The 23,355-nt window shown below is 46.4% G+C and carries 12 protein-coding genes; 10 read left to right on the top strand and 2 right to left on the bottom strand.

Annotated elements, in window-relative coordinates; all coding sequences use genetic code 11:
- Positions 1–7 precede the first annotated feature (7 nt).
- On the bottom strand, positions 8–1,717 hold the full coding sequence (locus tag M3629_RS07300) for a sensor histidine kinase (RefSeq protein WP_251503608.1): 1,710 nt from the start codon (positions 1,715–1,717) through the stop codon (positions 8–10).
- 145 nt (positions 1,718–1,862) lie between these two features.
- On the opposite strand from M3629_RS07300, the gene M3629_RS07305 reads away from it, so the two are divergent.
- From M3629_RS07305 to M3629_RS07315, 3 genes are read left to right on the top strand one after another with little or no spacing between them, the layout of a single operon-like run.
- Positions 1,863–2,813 carry an ABC transporter permease gene (locus M3629_RS07305; protein WP_435368184.1) on the top strand — a complete coding sequence of 317 codons (951 nt, stop codon included), beginning with the start codon at positions 1,863–1,865 and terminating at the stop codon, positions 2,811–2,813.
- Between the two features lie 18 nt (positions 2,814–2,831).
- The gene (locus M3629_RS07310; RefSeq protein ID WP_090915988.1) at positions 2,832–3,710 is read left to right on the top strand and encodes a carbohydrate ABC transporter permease; all 879 of its coding nucleotides are present in this window, start codon (positions 2,832–2,834) and stop codon (positions 3,708–3,710) included.
- Positions 3,711–3,752: 42 nt separating this feature from the next.
- Complete coding sequence (locus M3629_RS07315; RefSeq protein WP_251503614.1) at positions 3,753–8,228, top strand: carbohydrate binding domain-containing protein; 4,476 nt, start codon at positions 3,753–3,755, stop codon at positions 8,226–8,228.
- 118 nt (positions 8,229–8,346) lie between these two features.
- Here the strand turns inward: M3629_RS07315 and M3629_RS07320 are convergent, their stop codons facing one another.
- A complete protein-coding gene (locus tag M3629_RS07320; protein ID WP_251503617.1) occupies positions 8,347–10,992 on the bottom strand; it encodes a chitobiase/beta-hexosaminidase C-terminal domain-containing protein in 2,646 nt (881 codons plus the stop codon).
- Between the two features lie 288 nt (positions 10,993–11,280).
- Between M3629_RS07320 and M3629_RS07325 the strand changes: the two genes are divergently transcribed.
- From M3629_RS07325 to M3629_RS07355, 7 genes are all read left to right on the top strand, one after another.
- Complete coding sequence (locus M3629_RS07325) at positions 11,281–12,705, top strand: glycoside hydrolase family 140 protein (protein WP_251503620.1); 1,425 nt, start codon at positions 11,281–11,283, stop codon at positions 12,703–12,705.
- A gap of 3 nt (positions 12,706–12,708) precedes the next feature.
- The gene (locus M3629_RS07330) at positions 12,709–14,322 is read left to right on the top strand and encodes a response regulator (RefSeq protein ID WP_251503623.1); all 1,614 of its coding nucleotides are present in this window, start codon (positions 12,709–12,711) and stop codon (positions 14,320–14,322) included.
- A gap of 1 nt (position 14,323) precedes the next feature.
- Positions 14,324–16,144, top strand: a complete 1,821-nt coding sequence (locus M3629_RS07335; RefSeq protein ID WP_251503626.1) for a cache domain-containing sensor histidine kinase — start codon at positions 14,324–14,326, stop codon at positions 16,142–16,144.
- 290 nt (positions 16,145–16,434) lie between these two features.
- The gene (locus M3629_RS07340; protein ID WP_154959076.1) at positions 16,435–17,376 is read left to right on the top strand and encodes an ABC transporter permease; all 942 of its coding nucleotides are present in this window, start codon (positions 16,435–16,437) and stop codon (positions 17,374–17,376) included.
- Between the two features lie 26 nt (positions 17,377–17,402).
- The gene (locus M3629_RS07345; protein ID WP_251503628.1) at positions 17,403–18,323 is read left to right on the top strand and encodes a carbohydrate ABC transporter permease; all 921 of its coding nucleotides are present in this window, start codon (positions 17,403–17,405) and stop codon (positions 18,321–18,323) included.
- Positions 18,324–18,411: 88 nt separating this feature from the next.
- A complete protein-coding gene (locus tag M3629_RS07350) occupies positions 18,412–20,154 on the top strand; it encodes an extracellular solute-binding protein (RefSeq protein WP_251503631.1) in 1,743 nt (580 codons plus the stop codon).
- Between the two features lie 147 nt (positions 20,155–20,301).
- Positions 20,302–23,307, top strand: coding sequence for a family 78 glycoside hydrolase catalytic domain (locus M3629_RS07355; protein ID WP_251503633.1), 3,006 nt, complete (start codon positions 20,302–20,304; stop codon positions 23,305–23,307).
- The last annotated feature ends 48 nt before the right edge of the window (positions 23,308–23,355 follow it).

The raw sequence follows: 23,355 nt of genomic DNA on the forward strand, positions 1-23,355 counted from the left end.
ACTTCACCTACTCATTGATATTGTTGTCCCATGTAATGCTTACTTTAACGCCTCCGCCAGGCGTATGTTCATAGCTTAGACCCGCATCTTCACCATACAAAAAAGACAAACGCTGATGAACATTCCAAGTTCCGCATCCCATGTTGCCATCAAGCGGTTTGTTCAGATTATCAACCAATTCTTGCATCTGATTCTTGGTCATACCCAGCCCGCTGTCCTCGACGGTGATCGTACATATTTCATCCGTATGATAACCCGTTATGTTGATATGACCGTCTTCTGTACGGGGTTCAATGCCATGAATGATAGCGTTCTCAACGATAGGTTGTAAGCTTAAACGGGGTAACGTTTTATGCAACATATCTTCCGGTACATCGATGGTAAAATGCATGCGTTCCAGCCGGAGCGCCTGGATTTCCAGGTAATTTTTCACCATGTTCAACTCTTCTTTGATGGTGGCCTGATCATTCTCCGACCTGGTGATGTATCGATAATACTCACCTAAATTAAGCGCCATCGCCACAACGGCTTTCTCATTTTTCATCCTCGCCATATTTTTGATGTAGAAGAGGCAATTGTATAGGAAATGCGGGTTAATCTGTGATTGTAACTGCTTCAGTGTGGCCTCACGTCTTCGGAGTTGTTCTTCGTACACATTCTCAATCAACTCCTGAATTCGCTGTGCCATGATGTTAAATCGTGCAAACAATAAACTGAACTCATTACGTGACGAATGATGTAATCGAACAGAGAAATCTCCGGTCGACAAACGGTTCGTTCCCTTCACCAATTGAAGCAATGGAAGCTGCACACTACGATACAGCACATACAACACAACAACACTCATGGCAATTAGAACGGCTATGGAAGCGTAGAAGAGATTGCGACTATTTGTGATCGGCCCTAGAATTTGCTGCATAGGCACGTAGTCTACATAGTACCATCCCAGACTGCCTGACTCTATGTACGAAACATAGTATTCTGTGCGGTCGAGCGTCGTGGTGAATCCGCCTTTTCCCTGCAACGACATCTCTTTCAGCTTGGACTGAATCGCAGTCAATGTGCCATTTCCACTACTGTTGCTAATTAAGCCAAACTCGGGATGGAACATAAAGGGGTCACCTTTGTTATTCAATTTGTTCTGATCCAGCATATTGATCAAATGATGTACTGGAAAGCTGATCTTGGTAATCAGTCTCGACTTCCCAGGGGTGTCAATCGCTGTCGTTGGATCGGTCGTGTACCACTCGAATTGATTATGCTTATATGCCCATGATTTCGAAAGTGGCTTGGAAAATTCATCCTCCGCATACGGGATATAAGCATAATAATCCGTAGAAATGACTTTTTGCAACCTTGGAAAATAAAGGGTGATGGTGGAATGCCATTTGCTGGCTGCATTATACAGATTCATCTTTTCAAGAATAGAGCTTCCAACTTTGACACGTTCATAAGGCACATCTGTGTAATCCGGCCGCTGATATTCCTGTATGCTCGAATCTTGCCCAATGGACATTCCATAGAGAGATAATTGGTAAATATTGGATTCTACAGAATCGGCAAAAGTGGACAAATGATTCATCGTATTGTTCTGAATTTCGTGTTCGATCACCCGAACACTTTCCCGGTTCGAATAGGTGTACAGAAACAAAACCAGGACAAGCAATGCTACAAATAACAGTGTAATTTTGGTGAAGACATTCAGACGAGCGAACAATGCGTGGCCTCCTCAACTCATTAAAATATTGTTATCGTTGTTGCAATATTAGGATATAGATTGCTAATAACCGTTGCTATAATTTTAATATACAAGTTCATATCCACTTGTAAAATACAAATTTTAGAACATGGGGGATGTAGGGGTGAAGGAACATACGTTAGAAACGCCTCGCAAAGGGCGTGCCATCAAGGCAAGACAGCGCTGGAACATGCAACGGAATTGGTCCTTGCATTTGATGCTCGTACCAGCGGTTTTGCTGGCAATTGTATTTCAGTACATACCAATGGGCGGGATTGTGATTGCTTTCCAGGATTTTAAACCATACCTTGGATTTACCGAATCCAAATGGGTAGGTTGGGATAATTTCAAGTATTTATTTTTATACCCGGACGTAGGTCAGGTCATCTGGAATACACTGGTCATTGCATTTTTCAAAATTATCGCAGGTTTAGTTGCTCCATTTCTGTTTGCGATTTTGTTAAACGAAGTTCGTATATCTGCTTTTAAAAGGGTCAGTCAAACACTGGTGTATCTGCCGCATTTTCTGTCATGGGTTATCCTGGGCGGAATATTGCTCGATATTCTCTCGCCGCAGGGCGGTATGGTGAATAAACTGGTCGTTGCACTAGGCGGAGATCCGATCTTTTTCCTGGGGGATGGAACGTGGTTTCGGATAACACTGATTGTTAGTGATGTGTGGAAAGAATTTGGCTTCGGCACGATTGTATTTCTGGCTTCTCTGTCCGGTATTAACCCGGCATTGTACGAAGCTGCGGAAGTGGACGGCGCAAACCGGTTCAAACAAACACTGCACATTACGATTCCTGCTCTGATGCCGATTACAATCGTACTCATGACACTCTCGATCGGTAACATTTTGAATGCAGGGTTCGATCAGGTGTTCAACCTGTACAACCCGCTCGTTTATGACAAAGGTGATATCATCGATACCTTCGTATACCGTCTTGGTATCCTGAACGGCAAAATGAGTTTTGCAACGGCTGTAGGACTTTTCAAATCGGTCGTGGCAACCATTCTGATCGTTATCTCATATCGCATGGCTTACAAATTGGCGAATTATCGCGTGTTCTAGTAGAGAGGAGAAAAGGGCTTGTATTACAAAACAAAAGGCTATCGAATATTCAGCGTTGCGAACTATATTTTCCTGGGCGTCTTATCACTGCTTTGCATTCTGCCCATCATTCATATTTTGGCCGTTTCGTTCAGTAGCATGGCACCGGCCTCATCCAATCTGGTCGGCTTCTGGCCGATTGGCTTTACGACAGATGCATATGTCAAAACGTTCGGTAATTCCAATTTCATTAATTCCTTGCTGGTTTCAGTTAAACGAACAGTCATTGCTACCGTGATCGGTATGGTAATTATGCTTCTGACAGCTTTTCCGCTGTCGAAGGAAGATCTGAATTTCAAAGGCCGCTCGATCTACACCTGGTTCTTTGTATTTACGATTTTGTTCAGCGGAGGTCTGATTCCAAGTTACATCCTGGTACAGAAGCTGGGTCTGATGGATACGATCTGGGCGCTGGTACTGCCAGGTGCACTGTCCGTGTGGAATGTTATCCTGATGATGAACTTCTTCCGCGGTCTGCCTAAAGAGCTGGAAGAAGCGGCTTACCTGGATGGGGCAGGTCATATTAAAACGCTCGCGCTGGTTTATATACCGTTGTCCATGCCAGCGATTGCAACCTTGTCATTGTTTACCATGGTAGGTCAGTGGAACTCTTGGTTCGACGGCATGATTTATATGTCCGATGTCAAAAATTATCCGCTGGCTTCCTTGCTACAAACCATTATCGTGCAACAAGACCTCAGTAAAATCAACGTGGACCCATCCATGCTGGAGAATGTTTCCCAGCGTACGGTTCGCGCGGCACAGATTTTCATCGGGGCATTGCCGATCTTGGTCATATATCCATTCTTGCAACGCTTTTTCGTTAAAGGTATCGTCATTGGGGCAGTAAAAGAGTAGTACTGCCCTGCAAGTGACCACACATTCTAGGGAGGAATATGAGTGAAAAAAGGGTTGGCTTGTCTCGTAGCAGGAAGCATGATGGTTTCACTAGCAGCTCCGGCAGTAGTCGGGGCAGAACAGATGAAGCAACAAACGGTAACGGAGCAGGGGCAGGCATCAGGCCTGCTTCGGGCGCCGTACAAAGATTTGCAGGGACATTGGGCTGAAAATGCTGTGATGCGTATGCAGGATATGGCGCTAACCAAAGGTTATGCGGATGGCACATTCAGACCGAGTGAACGTATCAGCCGTGCCGAATTTGTTGTGATGCTTGATCGGGTGTTCGGATTCGCAGGAGGCTCAGGAGAGGCATCTTTCACAGATGTTAGTGAAAAAGACTGGTATTATGATGCGGTCACACGGGCAAGCGGATCAGGCATTATTCAGGGAACCGATGCATCACATCTGTCTCCCCAGCTTCCGATTACCCGGCAGGATGCTGTCGTGATGGCAGATCGTGCGTTTCAGTTATCGACAGGCAGTGAGAATAAAGCGCTTGATTCTACATTTAAAGACGAAAAAGATGTAGCTGATTATGCAAGAAATGCGATGAACTACTTCGTAAATAATAAAATTGTAAACGGATACAATGGAAATCTAACACCTGAATCCAACATTACGAGAGCGGAAGCTGCTACGATGATGTCTACTTTGATAGCAGATATTCATAGCAAACCCGGCACCTATGAATCCAATGTAGACGGAAATCTGATTGTCCGCTCAACCGATGTGACGCTGAAAAATACAACAGTTAACGGAAACTTGTTACTTACTGAAGCCATTGGAGAAGGTACAGTGATGCTCGACGGAGTAACGGTCACTGGAAGTGTAATCGTGAAGGGCGGAGGAAACCACTCGATCGATATTCATAACTCTAAGTTGAATCGAGTTGTGGTAGACAAAAACACAAGTCCGGTACATGTAAAGATCACAGGAACAACACAGGTTGAAGAGCTATTTGTCGAACGCAAGGCTACAGTTGAATTGTCTGCCGAGAGTACAATTAATACTTTAAAAGTAAATAGTAAAGCCCGTAATACGATGATTGACAGCAAAGGTAAAATCAAACTGTTGGAAGTAGATGCCACCAACGTATTGCTAAATGGGAAAGCGGTTGCACCCGGTCAATATAAGGATAACATTACGTCTGGGACAGGACAGTCCGAGCAACCAAACACTGCTACACCAGGTACTTCTAACGGTGGCAGTAGTTCTAGCTCAGGCGGGGGCGGCTCTTCCAATTCAGGCGGAACGACACCATCCGTTCCGGGCACTCCTTCAGGTGAAAAACCAATTCCGGCAACGACGATTCCGGATGAGCAGTGGGAAATGGTCTGGAATGATGAATTCAATGCGCCTTCTGTGGATGCATCCAAATGGACCGTTCAGGACACAGAGCTTGTGTACAACAATGAGTTACAATATTACAGCCCGAATAACACACGTATTGTGAAGGATGGCAACCGCAATGTATTGCAGATTGAAGCAAAGCGGGAGCAGAAGGGCAGTAAAAATTATACATCCGGCAAACTGATTACGAAAGAGAAGGGCGACTGGACGTACGGAAAAGTGGTTGTGAGAGCGAAGCTTCCCACTCAGCAAGGCATGTGGCCAGCAATATGGATGATGCCTACGGATGAAGCGCATTATGGTGGATGGCCTGCTTCCGGTGAGATTGACATCATGGAGCTGATCGGCGGCCAAAACAAAGATCATGAAATCTACAGCACGATCCATTACGATTCAAAGAAACCAGACGGCTCTCACGGACATGATCAGGGCAAATTTACATTGCCACAAGTTGAATCATTTGCTGATGAATATCATGATTTTCAGGTGGAATGGTTACCTGGTATGATCCGGTTCTATGTAGATGGCAAACTGCATCATCAGATTAACAACTGGCAGACAACGGCGGCTGGACAGCCGGAAAGCTACACGTTCCCTGCACCGTTTGATCGCCCGTTCTATCTCATTCTCAACCTTGCGGTTGGCGGAGACTGGCCGGGATCACCGGAGAATGATTTTGTTTCCGAGAAGATGAATGTGGATTTTGTACGCGTGTATTCATATAAAAATATGGATCAATGGCCTGACGTGACTTCCAGTCCGATTGAGCCTGAGAAACAGCGCGCACCGCAAGCGGACGGTAACCAGATTTACAATGAACGCTTCACCAAAGGTGCAGATGCAAATGGTGTTCCTGCGGACTGGAAGTTCATTACAAATGCTGGCGGAGAGGGCAAGGTTGAAGTTGTCGATGATCCGATGAAAGACAAAGTTGCCAAAGTAACGATCGCCAAAGCAGGAACGGAAACGTATTCGGTACAGCTCACTCAAATGCCGATGTATATCAAGAAAGACAAAAAATATAAAGTCGAATTTGATGCAAAAGCTTCTGCAAACCGGATTATCCGCTCCAAAGTAACTCAGTTTGAGAAAAGCTGGACGAATTACTCTGAAGAAAAAGCATTTTCAGTCACAACGGATTGGCAGCCGTATGAATACGAATTCAATATGCGTAATGGTTCCGACAACAATGCACGCTTCGAATTTAATCTGGGATTAAACGAAGGCGAAGTATCGGTAACCAACGTGAGACTGACAGAGATTGGGGAGGCTGACCCGCTTCCAGTGGAACGAAAAGCACTCCCGGATGGCAATTACGTATTCAATGGTACATTTGATCAAGGTAAACAACGGCTCGGCTTCTGGAACACTGAAATTCAGTCCGATGCTGAAGCACAGGTATCCGTCAACAACTTCTTGAAATTCCCGATCATGGAGAGACAACTCGTTGTCGATGTGAAGAAAACAAATGGTCAACCTGAGCAGGTAGCTGTTGTTCAGCCAGGTATGAAGTTAGAAGGTAACACGACCTACGGGTTCTCGTTTGATGCCAAGGCAGATACGACAGGCGTTATGGATATCGGTTTATCTACCGAGGAGGGCCATGACGTGCAAGTTAATCAAGGCCAGCAGATTCAGATTGGGTCTGATATAAAAACATACACTGGCGAAATTGTGATCGGAGAAGGTGATGCTACAGCAACATCTACATTAAAGCTTTTATTTGGCGGGGCTACTGGCAAGCTTTATGTAGATAATGTGCGGCTGACGAAACGTGGAAAACCGGTAGCGATTCAGAATTATACTCATATTCCTGCCGCCGATGCTTACGTGATGCAGGGATTACAGCTTGAGAATTCCGATGAAGGCGGCGAGCATGTTAGCTATATGGATGAAGGGGATCTACTTCAATTCAAAATTACTGCAGCGAATGAAGGTGCATATGCCTTCTCCACACGGATGGCAAGTGCAAAAGCCGATGCAAAGGTACGTTTTACAGTCAAAGATGAAGAAGGCCATACCGTTGCAAGTTCTAATCTTACGTTAGGAGATACCGGCGGCTGGCAAACATATAAAACGGTATATTTTCCGTCGGTATCTTTGAAAGCAGGAACAACGTATTACGTGAATTTTGAAGGAAACGAGTACAACACACGCTGGCTGGACATCTCTCGTAGTATAGTAAAGAATGGCGAGCTAAGTACAGCAACATCGGATTGGATGGTACCTGCTAGTGTCACTACGGCGACATATAGTAACGACCAAGGCATTAGCTTAACTGTACCTGGTACAACCCAGAATTGGTGGGATGCTATATTACAGCAAGGACAGCTAGCGCTTGAAGCAGGGAAAACGTATCGTCTAAGCTTTGATGCTTCGGCTACAGTACCGAAACCAATGCAAGTGGTTGTGTCACAAACGGGAACTGATGATGTGAAGTATTTGGAGCAGGCAGCTGAACTGGCCACAACGAAACAGCCATATGCCTATACCTTTACGATGGGAGATACTGCGGATGAGGCGGGTTTATTAAACTTCGGCCTGGGTAATTCACTGGAGCCGGCAGCCGAACATGTGGTATCCATTCAAAATGTAATGCTGTTTGAGGTCAATCCCGGCGCAGACAAGGGTGGGCAGCCTGTACATGTCAATCTGATTAAAAATGGTGACTTTACGCAAGGAACAACTGGATGGTTCCCGTATGCGGCCAGCAATAAGCCGGAAGACTTGATGCTTAGCGCGGACAATCAGAAGTTGCAAGCACGGGTTGGTCAAGTCGGAGAGAATGCGTGGGATCGGCAATTGATCCAGGAAGGCTTTGCCATGCAGCAGGGATACACATATAAACTGACGTTCAAAGCAAAAGCGGATAAAGCACGCAAGCTGGGTGTTGGGATTGGATGGGTAGACATTCCTGCAAATTATAAGTGGACTGGATTCTATGGCAATCAAATGAATCTGACGACGGAAGAACAACAATTTACGTTTACGTTCCAGGCGAGCGAGGCGAGCTATGCGAACAGCCGAATTGTGTTTGACATGGGTAAGATCGATGGTACTGAGCAAGCCGATACCACGATTACACTGTCTGATGTAAATCTGGTTAATATGGGGAAAACGCAATAAAACAGTTGCTGGACAAAGGGACGGGGCAGATTCATTCTGCCTCGTCCTTTTTTTGTACGTCCGGTTAGGGCGTCAGTGATAGGGGCTGTTATTGCTTCACTAATATGTCTGCAGCCGATCAAGGCGATGTAATGCGTACATCATCAATAAAGGCTGTATTGTCACCTTGTGTGGTTGTTGCTACAAACTTAATCGTATGCTTTCCACCGTTCGTCTCAAAAGCAGCAGTTGTGAATGTTTCGAAGCTGCCCGATTCGGGCTGATAGGAGCCGATAACTTGATCATCAAAATAAACATCAAAGGACTGAGTACCCCCGAAACTGGTTCTCTTCGCTGCTTTGAACGACATATGATATGTGCCAGGCTTGAAATGAATAGACTGGCTCAATGTACCGGACACACCGCCATCCGTTTTCAGATAACCGGTCTGTACTCCTTGAGGAGCTGTAGGTGCTTGAAACGGGCCATTATTATGCTGTACACCGGAACGGCTATCAAATACCCAACCGTTAGTCATCGGTCCCGGTTTGGCTGACGTAGTAGCGGGTTTCTCAAAACCAGCGTTGAACAATGTGACCACCGGAAGCTCAGCCGGAATAACTGGATTTACGAAGCAGCGTTTGTTTACACCTGGGATCGGATCACCCAAGAGGGCACTTGTACAAGCTATACCGTTTTCCTGAACCGAATAATTATACAATCCGTCTGCACCATAAGCAACGACCGCTTTTCCTTGGAAGTAACAGTCTCCGCCATTTTCAATCATACATAACTTATATCCGTCGGGTGCACTGCTGATCTGACCAATCTGATACAGTGAAGATACCGTGCCTGAAGGCTGCATGCCTGACTTGAAGGCTTTGGATTTGTAGAGAGCAAGAGAACCTTCGTTCAAAATGATTGGCCGGACATACAGTGTAGACTGTGCCGTTGGTTCGCTGCCGTCTGTTGTGTAGCGGATCTGAGCTCCGCTTGTCGTGCTCTCCAGATAGAGCACCTCAGAGCTTGGGAATACATGCTGATTCAGACTGAATGTTGGAACATCAACCTTACCTGTTTGTAAAGCGGGGAGCACCCTCACAAGAGCAACGCCGTATGCAGATGGATCCGCAGTACTTGTGGCACGAACCGCGATTAACTTTTCGTTGGTTACCTGAGGTGGCATATATACGCCGCTACTGTTAATGGAACCATTGTTTTGTCCAACAACGCTCCAAGTCACACCTTCGGTATGATCAATGACATTAGCAGCAAGAGTAATGGACTCGCCCGAGCGAACGGTTGGATTCACTTCGTCCAGTTTTACTTGGGTTTGCGCAGGCTGGGTGGTGTATATGATGACATTGTAGTTCCCGTCAACTTCATGATCAGTAAGTGAAGTGCCACCAGGGAACGTTGAGGTAACTGGAGGAAGCACCGCATTGCTTTCTGGCGTTACGTCATTTTGGTAAACCAGTTTGCGAAACGTTTTATTCACTGGGGTATTCCCAAAATCTAGTCTAATTTCTTTGTTAGAGCCTGCTTTGGATTCGACGAGCACCGTATAATTACCGTCCGCACCTCGGAAGGCCGCAGCACGAACATCGGCGGAACGGCCTGTATTAACCGCCAGGACTTCACTATGTTCCGGAATATAACGGTTCAGCATGCCTGCAATATAAAAGGTTTTGCGGGGGGTGAGCCCGAGTACGACCGCATCCCACATCGTATAGGTTCCATTGGTTCCTCCTGTAGGATCGTTCGTCCAGACTCCGTTTAGCTGCCACATCAAAGCTGATTTCACACCCATATTGGCCGTTTGAATCACCGAGTTGGCATAACCGGCATCCCAGTTGCTTGCCTGATCGTCCGCCCAGCCGAATTCCGTCAGATGAAGCGGTTTATTACCGACATAACCTTTGCGCAGGGTAAAAGCATTACCAAGACCTTCGTATGATTCACCATACACATGGAAACTGTATCCATCGATAGCATCATCGGCATGTTGCTTCATATATTCAATCCAGACCGGGGCGCCTGTTTCCTCAGGACCCCAAATTTCAATCCGATTGCGAAGACCGTCCGCGGTTAATCGGGCGCTAACTTTATTAACCATTTCTGCGTAGTATGCCTTCTGATCTCCCGGAGCTTCAAAGTCCCAACTGCCGTTCGGCTCATTATAAAAGGTAAGGTACTTGACGTTGTCATAACCTCTGTTCAAAATCAACTCCTCCAGCAGGGCAGAAGCAGAGACTGCATAAGCATCCAGATCCGCAGGTGCACTTGTCCAAGGATCGATGCCAGGTATGGAGAACCAATTATGTACAGAGGAGCCAACCTTCCAGCCGAAGTTCAGCTCGATTTCGGTTCCCGCTGCCTTAAACGCGTCAAGGTATTTGTAGAAAGCTTTCATTTTTGCACTGTCCCATGTATAAGTTCCTTTGGAGGGCTCCATCCAGTCGATCTGAAACCAGACTCTGGCTACTTTGGGCTGAATGGTTTGAATACGTTGTTTATCAATTTCCCAATGGGCTTCGGTATACCCGTACTGCATCTGTCCGGGCATGAGTGCTGTTGGAATGGTGTTCACACCCACGCCAAGAAAATCATCCTGAATGACGCTGTTCGTATCAATTGAAATTGTGTGACTTGTGCTAGTACTGCTTTTATTCTGGCTTTGTTCCGCGTGGACCAGGGCAGGGGTGGGGATAAGCGATGCCAGCATGGCGCTGATGAGTACAGGTAACCCCCAGCGTGAAGCAAAACGTTCGGATTTACTTTTCATCTCAGCTCTCCTTTAGAGTAGTTTACCGCCCAAAGTATTAGCGGCACCTCAAATGATAGCGTTTACAATATAATACAGAATTGAAATATCCTTCGAATCGGTTGAAAAAATGAAGATGAGGTTGAACAAAACCAAGCACGGTTGAACAATTATACGGTAAAACAGTCTTTACGAAAGCAAAAGGGCATTTTATGCTTTTCATAAGGGAACAGATCGTAAACAAACATAAGGAAAATTTCATTGTAGATTCACTTCGAGCAAAATCTTCACCACTAAGGGGGGTTCAAAATGATGTGTGCGAGTTCGCCAAATACTAATCCTGGAACAGAAATAGGAACAGAAACAAGTGATCAACCAAACCTTCATGTAAACGTCAAAAAAAATCATAATCTTACAGCTCTTCGTGTGTCTGCGAATGGACGATATCTGGAAACATCGCAGGGTGTTGCTTTTTTCTGGCTTGGGGATACAGCATGGGAGCTTTTGCATCGTTTGAACCGGGAAGAAAGCGAACATTATTTGCGTACAAGAGCTGAACAGCGTTTCACGGTCATCCAGACGGTTCTACTGGCTGAATTCAGCGGAATTACAACCGAAAATGCTTATGGCAGGCTGCCTTTTTATATGGATGAACAGGGTCTACCTGATTCAACCCGGCCGGATAGCGATGGGGTCTATTCTTACTGGCATCATGTGGATGCCATACTCGAGCTTGCTGCCAGTCAAGGGCTATATGTTGCGTTACTGCCGACTTGGGGTGACAAGTTCAATCAAAAGTGGGGGAAAGGGCCTGAAATTTTCACGCCAGAAAATGCATTTTCGTATGGAAAATGGCTAGGTGAACGATATGGCTCACACCCACAAGTCATTTGGGTGCTTGGAGGAGATCGCCCGCTGGAGACTAAGAGTCACTTTGACGTTGTTACTTCAATGGCGAGAGGATTAAAAGAAGGTGGTGCGATGCAACTGATGACCTTTCATCCACCTGGATGTGATTCATCCTCGAGACAGCTCCATGATGAGCCATGGCTAGACTTCAATATGATCCAATCGGGTCACGGCGAACGAGAGATCACCAACGATTGGCGTGTACGGCAGGACTATGAACGAAAGCCTGTGAAGCCAACACTTGATGCCGAGCCATGTTATGAAGACATTCCTATCGGATTTCGTGGAGAGCAGGGTTATTTTGATGCCACAGATGTGAGAAAGGCCGCATACTATGCGCTATTATCAGGGGCATTCGGTCACACCTACGGTCATCATTCCATATGGTCAATGTATCAGGGTACGAATGATCTTGTAGACTCCAATCGTCAAGGAGATTATTTCATAATGACTTGGCGAGAGGCGTTACATCGTCCCGGAGCAGCTCAGATGAAGCATGTACGTACGCTGCTTGAGCAGGAACTTAGCTCGGATCTGCGCCCTAACCTGGATCTGATTCATCAGAATCGGGCAGGGGAGAATCGAGCAGTGAGTCTACAGAACAAATATAGCGCTTACATTTATCTGCCCAATGGCTTGTATGTGGACGTGGTCATGGGGTATATTGAGGGCAAGCATGTGAAAGCAACATGGTTCTGTCCGAGAACAGGAGAAACCATAGAGGTTTCTTCCGATTTAGCAATACTGAATCAAGGCATTGAACGTTTTACAGCCCCAACAAGCGGAAGAGGGAATGACTGGATTTTGATATTGAAGGGGGTTTAATGCATGTATAAGGTGATGATCGTCGAAGATGAAATGCTGGTTCGGATCGGACTGAAAAATTCCGTTGAATGGAGCAAATTCGGGTTAGAGGTTACCGCCGATTTCCCCGATGGTCTTGCCGCATGGGATTATTATGAACGTGAGAAACCCGACGTGGTCATTACCGATATCAGTATGCCCAGAATGGATGGCATGGAGCTGATTACCAACATTCGTAACTTAGATAAACATACACGTATCGTTGTGCTCTCTTGTCTGGAAGAGTTTGAACTGGCCCGCAAGGCGCTCACACTGGATGTATCCAGCTATATATTAAAGTTAACGATGACGGAAGAAGAGATTGAGCAAGTACTGACGAGTGTCAGGGAAGAACTGGATCAGAAGCAGAGCCAGGTGCAGGGAAGAGTAAGTTCAACTTCACCGGATATAGAACTTATAAAAGAAAAGATGTTCAAGGACTTTATGTTTTATCGTATCTTCTCCACAGAAGAGTTCTCCCGGTTTGTGACGGAGAGTGGCCTACGTCTTTCTCCTGTTCGGCTCGTGGTCTGCGTTATGGAAGTGGATCGTTATTTTTCGCTGAAGGAACGTTTTCATGATGAGCACGGTCATCTGGTCAAGATGTCGTTGCTGAACATTTTGGGAGAGATCATGACGAGTTACAAACGGGGGGAAGCCGTTCAGATTAACGACCAGCACTACGCCCTCGTGCTGCATTTTGGCGATATATTGTCTGAGCAGGCGATCGTTCAGGAGATTCACCAATTGCTTGAACATGTGCAGGACACGATCCGTCATTATTTTAACTGTACGGTATCCTTTGGAATCAGTAGTGTGAATGGAGGATATGATTCACTTCCCAGACAATATGCTGAAGCAAAGCGTGCATTGCAACGCAAATTCATTACCGGCCCGGGCCAGCAACATCAGGGAACCGGACGTGCGGATCGTTCGAGCGTACTTGTACGAATTGAACAAATAAGAAACCATAAGGCGATAAGGGAGCTGCTCCCACCACTAAAACAAAAAGAATATGACCAGTTTTTAGAAGAGATCGAAGGCGGTTTATGTGAAGAGCGTAAAACGCTGGAGCTGACAATCTATCAATTTATCCAATGGGTTAACACACATGTATATGATCATAACAATGAGAAGACACTGCTGGTCAGCATGACGGAAGAGCTGGAAACCTGTGATACCCTGCCTGATATGCTTGATCGAATCCTCGTCTATATGAGCACACTTGTCGAGTTGATTCGCAATCGCTTACAAATGAGTGATGAAATCACCCGTGCCATCGAGTACATTAAGCGCCATTACACAGAAAATATCAGCCTTCAGATGGTCGCGGACCATGTGGGGCTAAGTCCAGGTTATCTCAGTAACCTGTTTCGTAAAGAACTGCAGATTACCTATATTGATTACGTAAACCGATATCGTATTGAGCGTGCAAAAGAACTGCTTGCGCAGAGTCAGATGCGTTCTTTTGATGTACCGGCTCTGGTCGGTTTTTCGCCCGAGTATACCTATTTCAGCAAAGTGTTCAAAAAAATTACCGGCCTGAATCCAAACGAATATCGCAGACAAACCACGCTCCGTGACAAAAGGGTGCAATAAGATGAAGAACGTCTTGCAAGCGCTGTTTGTATCCCGACAACTCAGAACCCAGCTCATTCTGTATATTATGATCATCAGCCTCGCCGTCATGGCGGGGGCTTCTTATTTTATTTATTCTTTTATGCAAAATATGGTCAAGATTCAGAATGAACGGCTACTCTACCAACAATTCCAGCAGCTGGATCACAACATTGGCGGATTGGTTAAAGAGATAGATCGGTTATCGATGCTGTTTCTGCGTGATGATCATATTCAGCAGTTTTTGTACAAAATTTCGGAGAAAACGGAAGAAGAATTTCTGGAATCCAAAAATGATGTACAGCGAGTCATTGCCGATTTCATTGATAACTACAATTACATTGATTCGATCTATATCACGGCGGACAATCTGGGCGCTGTAGGCGGAAGTCAGAAGCGGACACTTGTCTATGACCGGGAGGCATGGCAGCAGAGCTTTTTCACCTCTGAGCCTTTTCATCAGACGATTGAACAGTATCCACACCTGATCATTCATTCTGGAATCAAAAAATCATTCTACAATCCGTATCTCACGGGTAAAGATGACGGTTATTTAATCAGCCTGATGCGGGGAACACGAGCGATTTATGATCCAAACACAAGTGCTACTTTAATTTTTAATATCGATGAACGTTATCTATCCTCCATTTACGCGACTGCACTGAACCGCGAAGAAGGTGACATGTACATCGCGAGCCCTGACGGAATGGTAGTATCAGCGAGTGAAGCGGATCGGGTAGGAACTCGCAGTCACTTCAAGCCAGGGGAGGACCTTGAGAACGGTGCTTACGGAAGTCTGGATGATGAAAAGACAGGACGCAGCATGCAGGTGGTCTATTACAAGCTCCATGACGGGGGCTGGTATCTGCTCAAAGAGATCCCGCTCAGTCAGTATGCGGACCAGATTCTTGGCGTTCAACGAATGCTTATGCTGGTGTTTACCATAAGTGTACTGGCGATCTTTATCGCTTCCTACTTCTGGCTGCGCAAAATTATTAAACCACTGAACCAATTATCTGGCAAAATGAAGGACATGAGTCGCGGTGAACTTGGCGTTACCGTTGATCATGTTCCCAATAACGAACTTGGCACGGTGATCCGCCGTTTTAATGAGATGTCGCTTAGTATGGTGGAGCTTGTAGAGAAAAATAACGAGATACAAGAGAAGAAAAGAGAGCTGGAGCTAGAGGCTTTGCAGTACCAGATCAATCCGCATTTCCTCTACAATACATTGAACATGATTCGCTGGATGGCGGTCATTGTCAAGGCAGACAACATCGTGAATACGATTGTTGCTTTAGGCAATATTTTGCGTCCGGTGTTCTCCAGTAAAGATTCGATGTGCACGCTGCGTGATGAACTGTCGTATGTGGACAACTATTTAAAGATCATTAACATGCGATTTAACAATAACATTACCTTCACTATGGATGTACACGAACAATGGATGGATTGTCAGGTTCCGCGCTTTATTCTTCAGCCGCTACTGGAAAATTCGATTGCTTCTGGCAGACAGAGCGAGGAGTTTGCTATACAAATTCGCATTGAGGCTACTGGAGATGAGAATCATCTAATATTGAGCGTTACCGATTCCGGGGGAGGCATGGACACGCATGCGCTTGAAGCGTTAAATGAAAAGTTAGCCAGGGGAGAATCACCCAAGTCCACGGCTGGAGGCAGCGGTATCGGTCTGAACAATGTCAATAAACGGATTCGTTTATATTATGGGACTGAATATGGCATTCAATTTGTTCCAGCTGATCAGGGCGCAAAAGTTATGATTACTTTGCCAGCACGTCGATAAAAAGTGTTACTTATTCACTGGCTTTAGGATAATGGAACTGAAATAAGGTAGCTTCTTGGCTTCTTCGTAAAAGCTCTCATGTTCTCGCCCGAAAGGCGACTCATGAGAGCTTTTTTCAATTATATTTTTCTCATTTGTTCAAGAAACATCTTAAGATTGTTCAAGTTGACTTGAGAGACGGCATTATTTTTTTCAAGCAGATCGAGGGAAGTTTCATTCAAGCGTCTTTAAGAAAGCGCTATCATATGAATAAGCCAAAACGAAAGCACACGCACAAAGGAGAAATTCATATGCAACGAACCGAAACGCTGAAAAGCTCTGTCACCAAAAAAGCCGGCAAGCTGAATCGCAAAGACAGCATTCATCTGTTGTTGCTAGCCGCACCCTTTGTTCTATTCACACTTGCATTCAGTTACGTACCTTTATTCGGATGGATTTATGCGTTTTTTGATTACAAACCAGGCATTCCGTTGCAACAAACCCCGTTTCTGGGGCTCGAAAACTTCCGGAACATGTTTGATGATCCACGAATGGGTCCTGTACTGGCAAACACACTAGCGCTCAGCTTATTGTCCATCGCAACAGCACCGGTGCCGATGCTGCTAGCCATTTTAATCTCGGAGGTACGTGCTGGCTGGTTCAAACGGCTAGTACAGACGGTGTCCACATTACCGAATTACATCAGCTGGATCATCGTGTTTTCATTAGCCTTCAGTATGTTCAGCACGGAGGGTGCAGTCAATTCCATCATGATGAAAACAGGCATCGGCAATCCGCCCGTGGATATTCTCGGGAATTATGACCGGGTATGGACGGTGCAGACTTTGCTGTTGCTGTGGAAATCCGCAGGATGGAGTGCCATTATCTATCTGGCAGCCATCGTGGGTATAGACAGCGAGCAATACGATGCAGCAAAGGTGGATGGTGCGGGACGAATGCGTACCATCTGGCATATTACACTGCCCAGCATCATGCCTACGTTTATCGTGCTTTTACTCCTCTCCGTTAGTAACCTGCTCTCGGCAGGATTTGAACAATATCTGGTGTTCAGCAACGTCATGATCGCGGATCGAATTGAAGTATTAGATCTGTATGTATACCGGCTTGGTCTCGTAACCGGAGACTACTCATACTCCACAGCTGTGGGGATTTTCAAAACGGTGATCAGTGTTCTGCTGCTGTTCAGTGTTAACATTTTATCCAAGAAAGTTCGCGGTCAAGGCATTGTCTGACTCGCAGGGAAAGGAGCAAAACCGATATGCGAACACAACCCGCAGGACAGACGCTTCGTCCCGTCCACCATACCGATTGGAAAGACCTTACCTTCACGCTGTTTAACTACATCGTGCTGTCACTGCTAGTGATCATCACGATCTATCCGTTCTATTACATCTTCATCTATTCCATCAGTGACCCGATCGAGGTTCAGAAAGGTGTATATTTCTGGCCAGCAGGATTCTCTCTTGAAGCCTATAAAGCAACGATACAATTGCCGGGTATTATGGATGCTGCATTGGTAAGTATCTCCCGAACGGTGCTGGGTACATTGATTACCGTATTTAGCTGTTCCTTTTTTGCCTATCTGATTACCAAAGAAGAGATGCCGTATCGTAAAATCATTTACCGTTTTGTTCTTATTACCATGTATTTTAACGCTGGTTTCATCCCGTGGTATTTAACGATGAAAGCATACGGCTTACAAAATAATTTTCTGCTTTACATCATTCCTGGTGCGATGTCGGGCTTTAACATTATTTTGATCAAAACGTTCATTGAACAGCTTCCGGCTTCACTGGAGGAATCGGCGAAGATTGACGGAGCAGGATATTTCCGGATCTATCGCAGTATTATTTTCCCGCTCTCGATGCCGATCATTGCCACCATTGCCGTGTTCTCTGCCGTTGGTCAATGGAATACCTGGTTCGATAACTTTTTTCTCGTCGAAAACCCGAAGCTGCAAACGTTACAATTGGTGCTCTATAACTTCTTGAATCAATCTAGCAACCTGTCCAATATGACCACAGAGGAATTAACCCGGGGAGATGTCGTTCGAACACTCACACCTCAGTCCATCCGCATGACAATCACGATGCTGGTTACGTTGCCGATTGTTCTGGTGTATCCGATGTTGCAACGGTACTTCGTGAAAGGAATCATGATGGGGGCAGTTAAGGGATAAGGCTTGTTGGCTAAAAGGTGTTGCTACGAGGTTGGATTATCCGGCATAATGCCGATAATTATAGAAGAATAAACAGGAGGGTTATGACATGAGAACTAAAAAAACGTTCCGCCGAGTAATGGCCATGCTCATGATGACGTCTTTACTGCTTGCAGCCTGTACGAGTGGAGGAGCAGGGCAGACGGGTACTGGCGAATCGGGTTCCCCAGACAATGGCTCGAACAAAGATCTTGTTACGCTGCGTGTACTGATTATGGAGACCGGCTCCAAATGGAATACACAGCAAAATAACGAGGTCGCTAAGGCGATTGCCGAAAAAATCGGAGTTAAGATTGAATACGTTGAAGCAGACGAGAATAAATTCAATGTATTGCTTGCCGGCGGTGATCTGCCCGATCTGGTACGTACAAATGTGAATAAATATCAGAAGCAATTGATTGAAGGGGATCTGATTGTTCCGCTTGACGATATGCTCGCCAAATCCGGCCAGGATATAACAGCCAACATTCCTACCGTTGTAGACTACAGCAAAAAGAACTGGAGCAACGGAACCGGTAAACTGTATTTCCTTCCACCACAAGTACAATCCAAACCGGGGACATCCATTGCACCAATTACCATTGGCCCAACGATTCGTTGGGACTGGTACAAAGAGATTGGTACCCCTGAAATTGCAACGATGGATGATCTGCTCGACGTTGTAGGTCAAATCGTAGAAAAACATCCACAGACGGAAGACGGAAAGAAAGTATACGGCGTGTCCATGTGGCAGGATTGGGGACTGTGGCCTTATACGATTCCGCCAATTATCTTCAATGAAAGTGTCAGTGCTACAAGTGACCTGACGGCATCCAAAGTTGGCGGCAGCGAGTTCATCAGCAATCTGACCGATGAATCCTCTAACTTCTGGACAGCCCTTGACTTCTACAATAAAGCGCAGCGCAGAGGATTGCTTGATCCGGACTCTTTGACGATGAAAAACAATGATTACATGGCTAAAGCAACAGCAGGACAGATCGTTGTTGGTCCAGCGACCTGGGCAATGGGGGATTTCAATGCACAGCATGCAAGCGAAGGTAAAGGATATCTGGTTGTACCCGCAGGCAAACTGGCTTGGACAGGCGCAGTGAACCCGCTTGGCTGGCAGGATAAAGCCTACAGTATCTCCAAAACATCCAAAAATCCTGAAAAAGCGATGGAATTCCTGAATTATATTTACTCTTATGAAGGTGCACGCACCATGTACAACGGTGTTGAAGGTAAACACTGGAAAGTGGTTGACGGTAAACCGGCACTGACGGACGAAACCTTGGCTTTGAAAGCCGCAGGCGGTGCACCATACGAAGCAACAGGACTTTCACTCGATCGGAATATCATCGGTCTCGGCGGAGATATGGTTAATCCAAATGACAAAATGCCCGTTGACCTTTTTACCTCCGAGGAGTCCTTGTCAAAAGCAGCCACAACGCTTGAAAAAGACTTCGCTGAGCATTACGGCGCTTCATACTCAGGGGAGGTATTCAAAAAGCTGATTGATGAAGGCAAACTGAATACGTTCACGAGCTGGATGAATGGCATGACAGACGAGGAAATCATTAAGCGTAACACCATCCCAGGTGTAACACTGGATGACAAACTGAAAAAACAGGAGGCTGAGCTGAAAGAGCTGGCAGCGCGCGAGGCAGCCAAGATTATTCTTTCCAAGGATGAGCAAGCCTTTGAAGCAAACAAACAGGCTGCACTGGCCGCATTCAAAAAAGCCGGAGCAGACGAATTTACAGCTTGGTACAACAGTGAATACCAACGGCTTCGTCAAGCTCACGGTCTGTAAACCGACTTGACCGAAAAAGAAAGGGCAAGAAGGAGGAGCTAAAGCTATGAAGTTTTAGCTCCTTTTGTTTTGCAACCTGGAGTGTTGGGAATGGAGACGTACGTATAGCTTCAACTCAATAGTGATGGAACGGGAGTTGATTTAGATATGGATCAGACGTTACCAGCTGGCGGCTCCATCTGGAAAGCTTCCTGGATCTGGGGAGGCGATGAGGATTGGCCGCGTAATGAATGGCGAACTCTTCGAAAACAATTTATGATGCAGCATTGGAATTACGCGAGCGCAGAGGTCACAATTACGGCAGATGCCCGGTACGTGTTGTATGTAAACGGCGTCTTGTGTGGAAGAGGACCTAATCGCTCTTGGCCGTTCGAACTGAACTACCATGTACACGAAGTTGGACATTTGCTTCGCTCAGGCCATAACACGATTGCCGTTCTGGTCATCAGTTATGGGGTGGCTACGTTCAACTATTTGCCAGGTCAAGGGGGACTGCTGGCTCAACTGGAGCTGGTCTCTCCGCATACGGAAGCGCTTACCCGGCAGAGGCAGTTGATTGTTGCTACGGATGATACATGGCATACCGCTCCATATGCGGGATACGAGCGGAGGGCTTCACGTATGTCCTGTCAGCTTGGTTTTAGCGAACAGGTGGATGCAAGCCGCTCACAAGTCGATTGGTTTGGAACAAAAACAGACAACGATTTTGCTAAGGAGCACGGTTGGACTAATGCCCGGATCATCGGGAGGCCAGGTGATGCACCTTGGAAGCAGTTGATCCCGAGCGATATTCCTGAATTGACAGAGCAAGAGGTTTGGCCGGTCCGGGTCGAGTCTCTGAAAGAGGTATCTCTTGTCTCGTGGACACATGTGCTGGATGTACGTGAAGCGATGGAGCCAGGCAGCAAAATGCATGCCAACCCGGTATCCTTTGCCGGTTATGCGGTAGCAGTCATTCGTGCAAGCAGCGAAGCAGACGCTGTGATCGGATTTTTCAGTGCCTTCCATGCGCTGCGCGGAATTACTCTCAACGGAACCTATTACACTTTAGAAGAAATGGAAGGAGAACATCCGCGCCGTCTACAACGAGTCAGGCTCCAAGCCGGAGACAATCTGCTGTTGATTGAACTCGCTGGACCTGATCATGGCGGTGGCTTGCATCTTGGCATCGACTGTGACGTTTCATTTACGGTTGTTTCGCCGCTTCTCCATGAAGATCTGGTAAAAGAATCACCTTTTATGCTGATAGGCCCGTTCGCTACCCTGGTGCATATCGATCATCAGCCGAGTTCAGACCCACTGCGTGCGTACTGTGGCTTTGGCGGTAATCAGCCCCTGGATAGGAAGGCGTTTCAGGACGCCGATGTGTATGAGCAATGTCGCAGACTCGCTTCGGTTTCAGAATTGATTGCTTATCAAAAGTGGATGCGTGCTTTTCCTGCGAAGTTAAGCTCGGATGCTTCCGTCTTTACCTTCAGTATATGGAAGCGAACAGAGCGGAACTTGGCTGTACCCGCAACATTGCAGCAAGTATGTTTTGCCAATCGCAGGCCGGCCATAATACCGGCAACGGTTGAAGGTCAAGGGCTTGAGCTGATTCTGGACTTTGGACGTGAATGGTCTGGTTATTTGCGATTTGAAGTTGAGGCACCGGAAGGGACAGTCATCGACGCCTATGGATTCGAATACATGGATGGCGGATGGAGACAGGATACCTTTGGCGTAGATAACACGCTACGTTATGTATGCCTTGAAGGCAGACAAAGCTATGAATCTCCTGTGCGGCGTGGACTACGCTATCTGATGCTCACAATTCACGGGAATAGAGTGCCTGTTCGACTGTTCGGTGTGACGCTTGTGCAGAGCAATTATCCAGTGGCAGAGATCGGCCGCTTCCATAGCTCGGATTCACTCTTGAATGATATCTGGGAGATTAGCAAACATACAACCCGGTTGTGCATGGAGGATACATTTGTGGATTGTCCGACCTATGAACAGGTGTTCTGGGTAGGTGACAGCCGTAATGAAGCGCTTGTGAACTACTACGTCTTTGGTGCAACGGATATTGTAAGGCATAGCCTAGAACTGGTGCCTGGCTCAGGTCAGCAGACACCACTTTATGTAAATCAAGTGCCGAGCGGCTGGAGCAGTGTTATTCCAAACTGGACTTTTTTTTGGGTAACGGCCTGTCTTGAATATGCCCGGCATACCGGAAACAGGGAGTTTGCATCAACGATCTGGCCGAAGGTCAGGTTCACGCTGGATCATTATCTCAAAAATATAGATGATCAAGGGCTATTAACCGTTCATGCCTGGAACCTGCTCGACTGGGCACCGATTGAGCAACCGAACGACGGGACAGTTACCCATCAAAACGCCATTTTTGCACGCACGCTGGCAGATGCGGCACGTTTGTCTGAACTGGCAGGGTGCGCAGAGGAAGGCGTTTACTACGACTCTAAGTCACATCTTTTAATTCAGTCTATCAACAAGCATTTATGGAGTAGTGAGCGGCAGGCCTTCGTTGACTGTATTCATGCCAATGGTTCTTTGTCCAGCACATTTAGCATGCAGACTCAAGTGATAGCATTGATTACCAGAGTTGCAGCAGATGAGCGTGAGGAGAAGCTAACTGCCTATTTAACATCTCCGCCAGAGGACTTTGTTGCGATCGGCAGTCCGTTCATGACGTTTTTTTATTATGAAGCGCTGATGATGCACGGAGAGATTGATACGATGCTACAGGATATGCGAACGAAGTTCGGAGAGATGGTGAGACATGATGCCACAACCTGCTGGGAGATGTACCCGGGATTTACCGAGAACAGACCTAATCCGAAGGATCTGACACGTAGTCATTGCCATGCCTGGTCGGCTGCACCGGGATACTTTTTAGGAGCTGTGGTACTCGGAGTACGCCCCACGGCAGACGGCTGGACGAAGGTTCGGGTTGCGCCCCAACCTGGGGATCTGCAATGGGCCAAAGGTGCGGTGCCTCTTCCCGGGGATGGAAGAATCGATGTGCGCTGGGAGATTAGGAAGGAAGGAGACGAATCAGTATTTCAATTGGAAGTGGTTGCTCCAAAAGCAGTCTCGGTTTCAATGGAGGTACCGGAAGGTTATCGGCCCGTGCTCATTCACAGAACATGTTGAATAGACCCAAACAGAGCAAACAAAGTAAACAGAGTAAACAGAATTACA

The organism is Paenibacillus polysaccharolyticus, from assembly GCF_023714295.1.
Taxonomy (GTDB): Bacteria; Bacillota; Bacilli; order Paenibacillales; family Paenibacillaceae; genus Paenibacillus; species Paenibacillus polysaccharolyticus_A.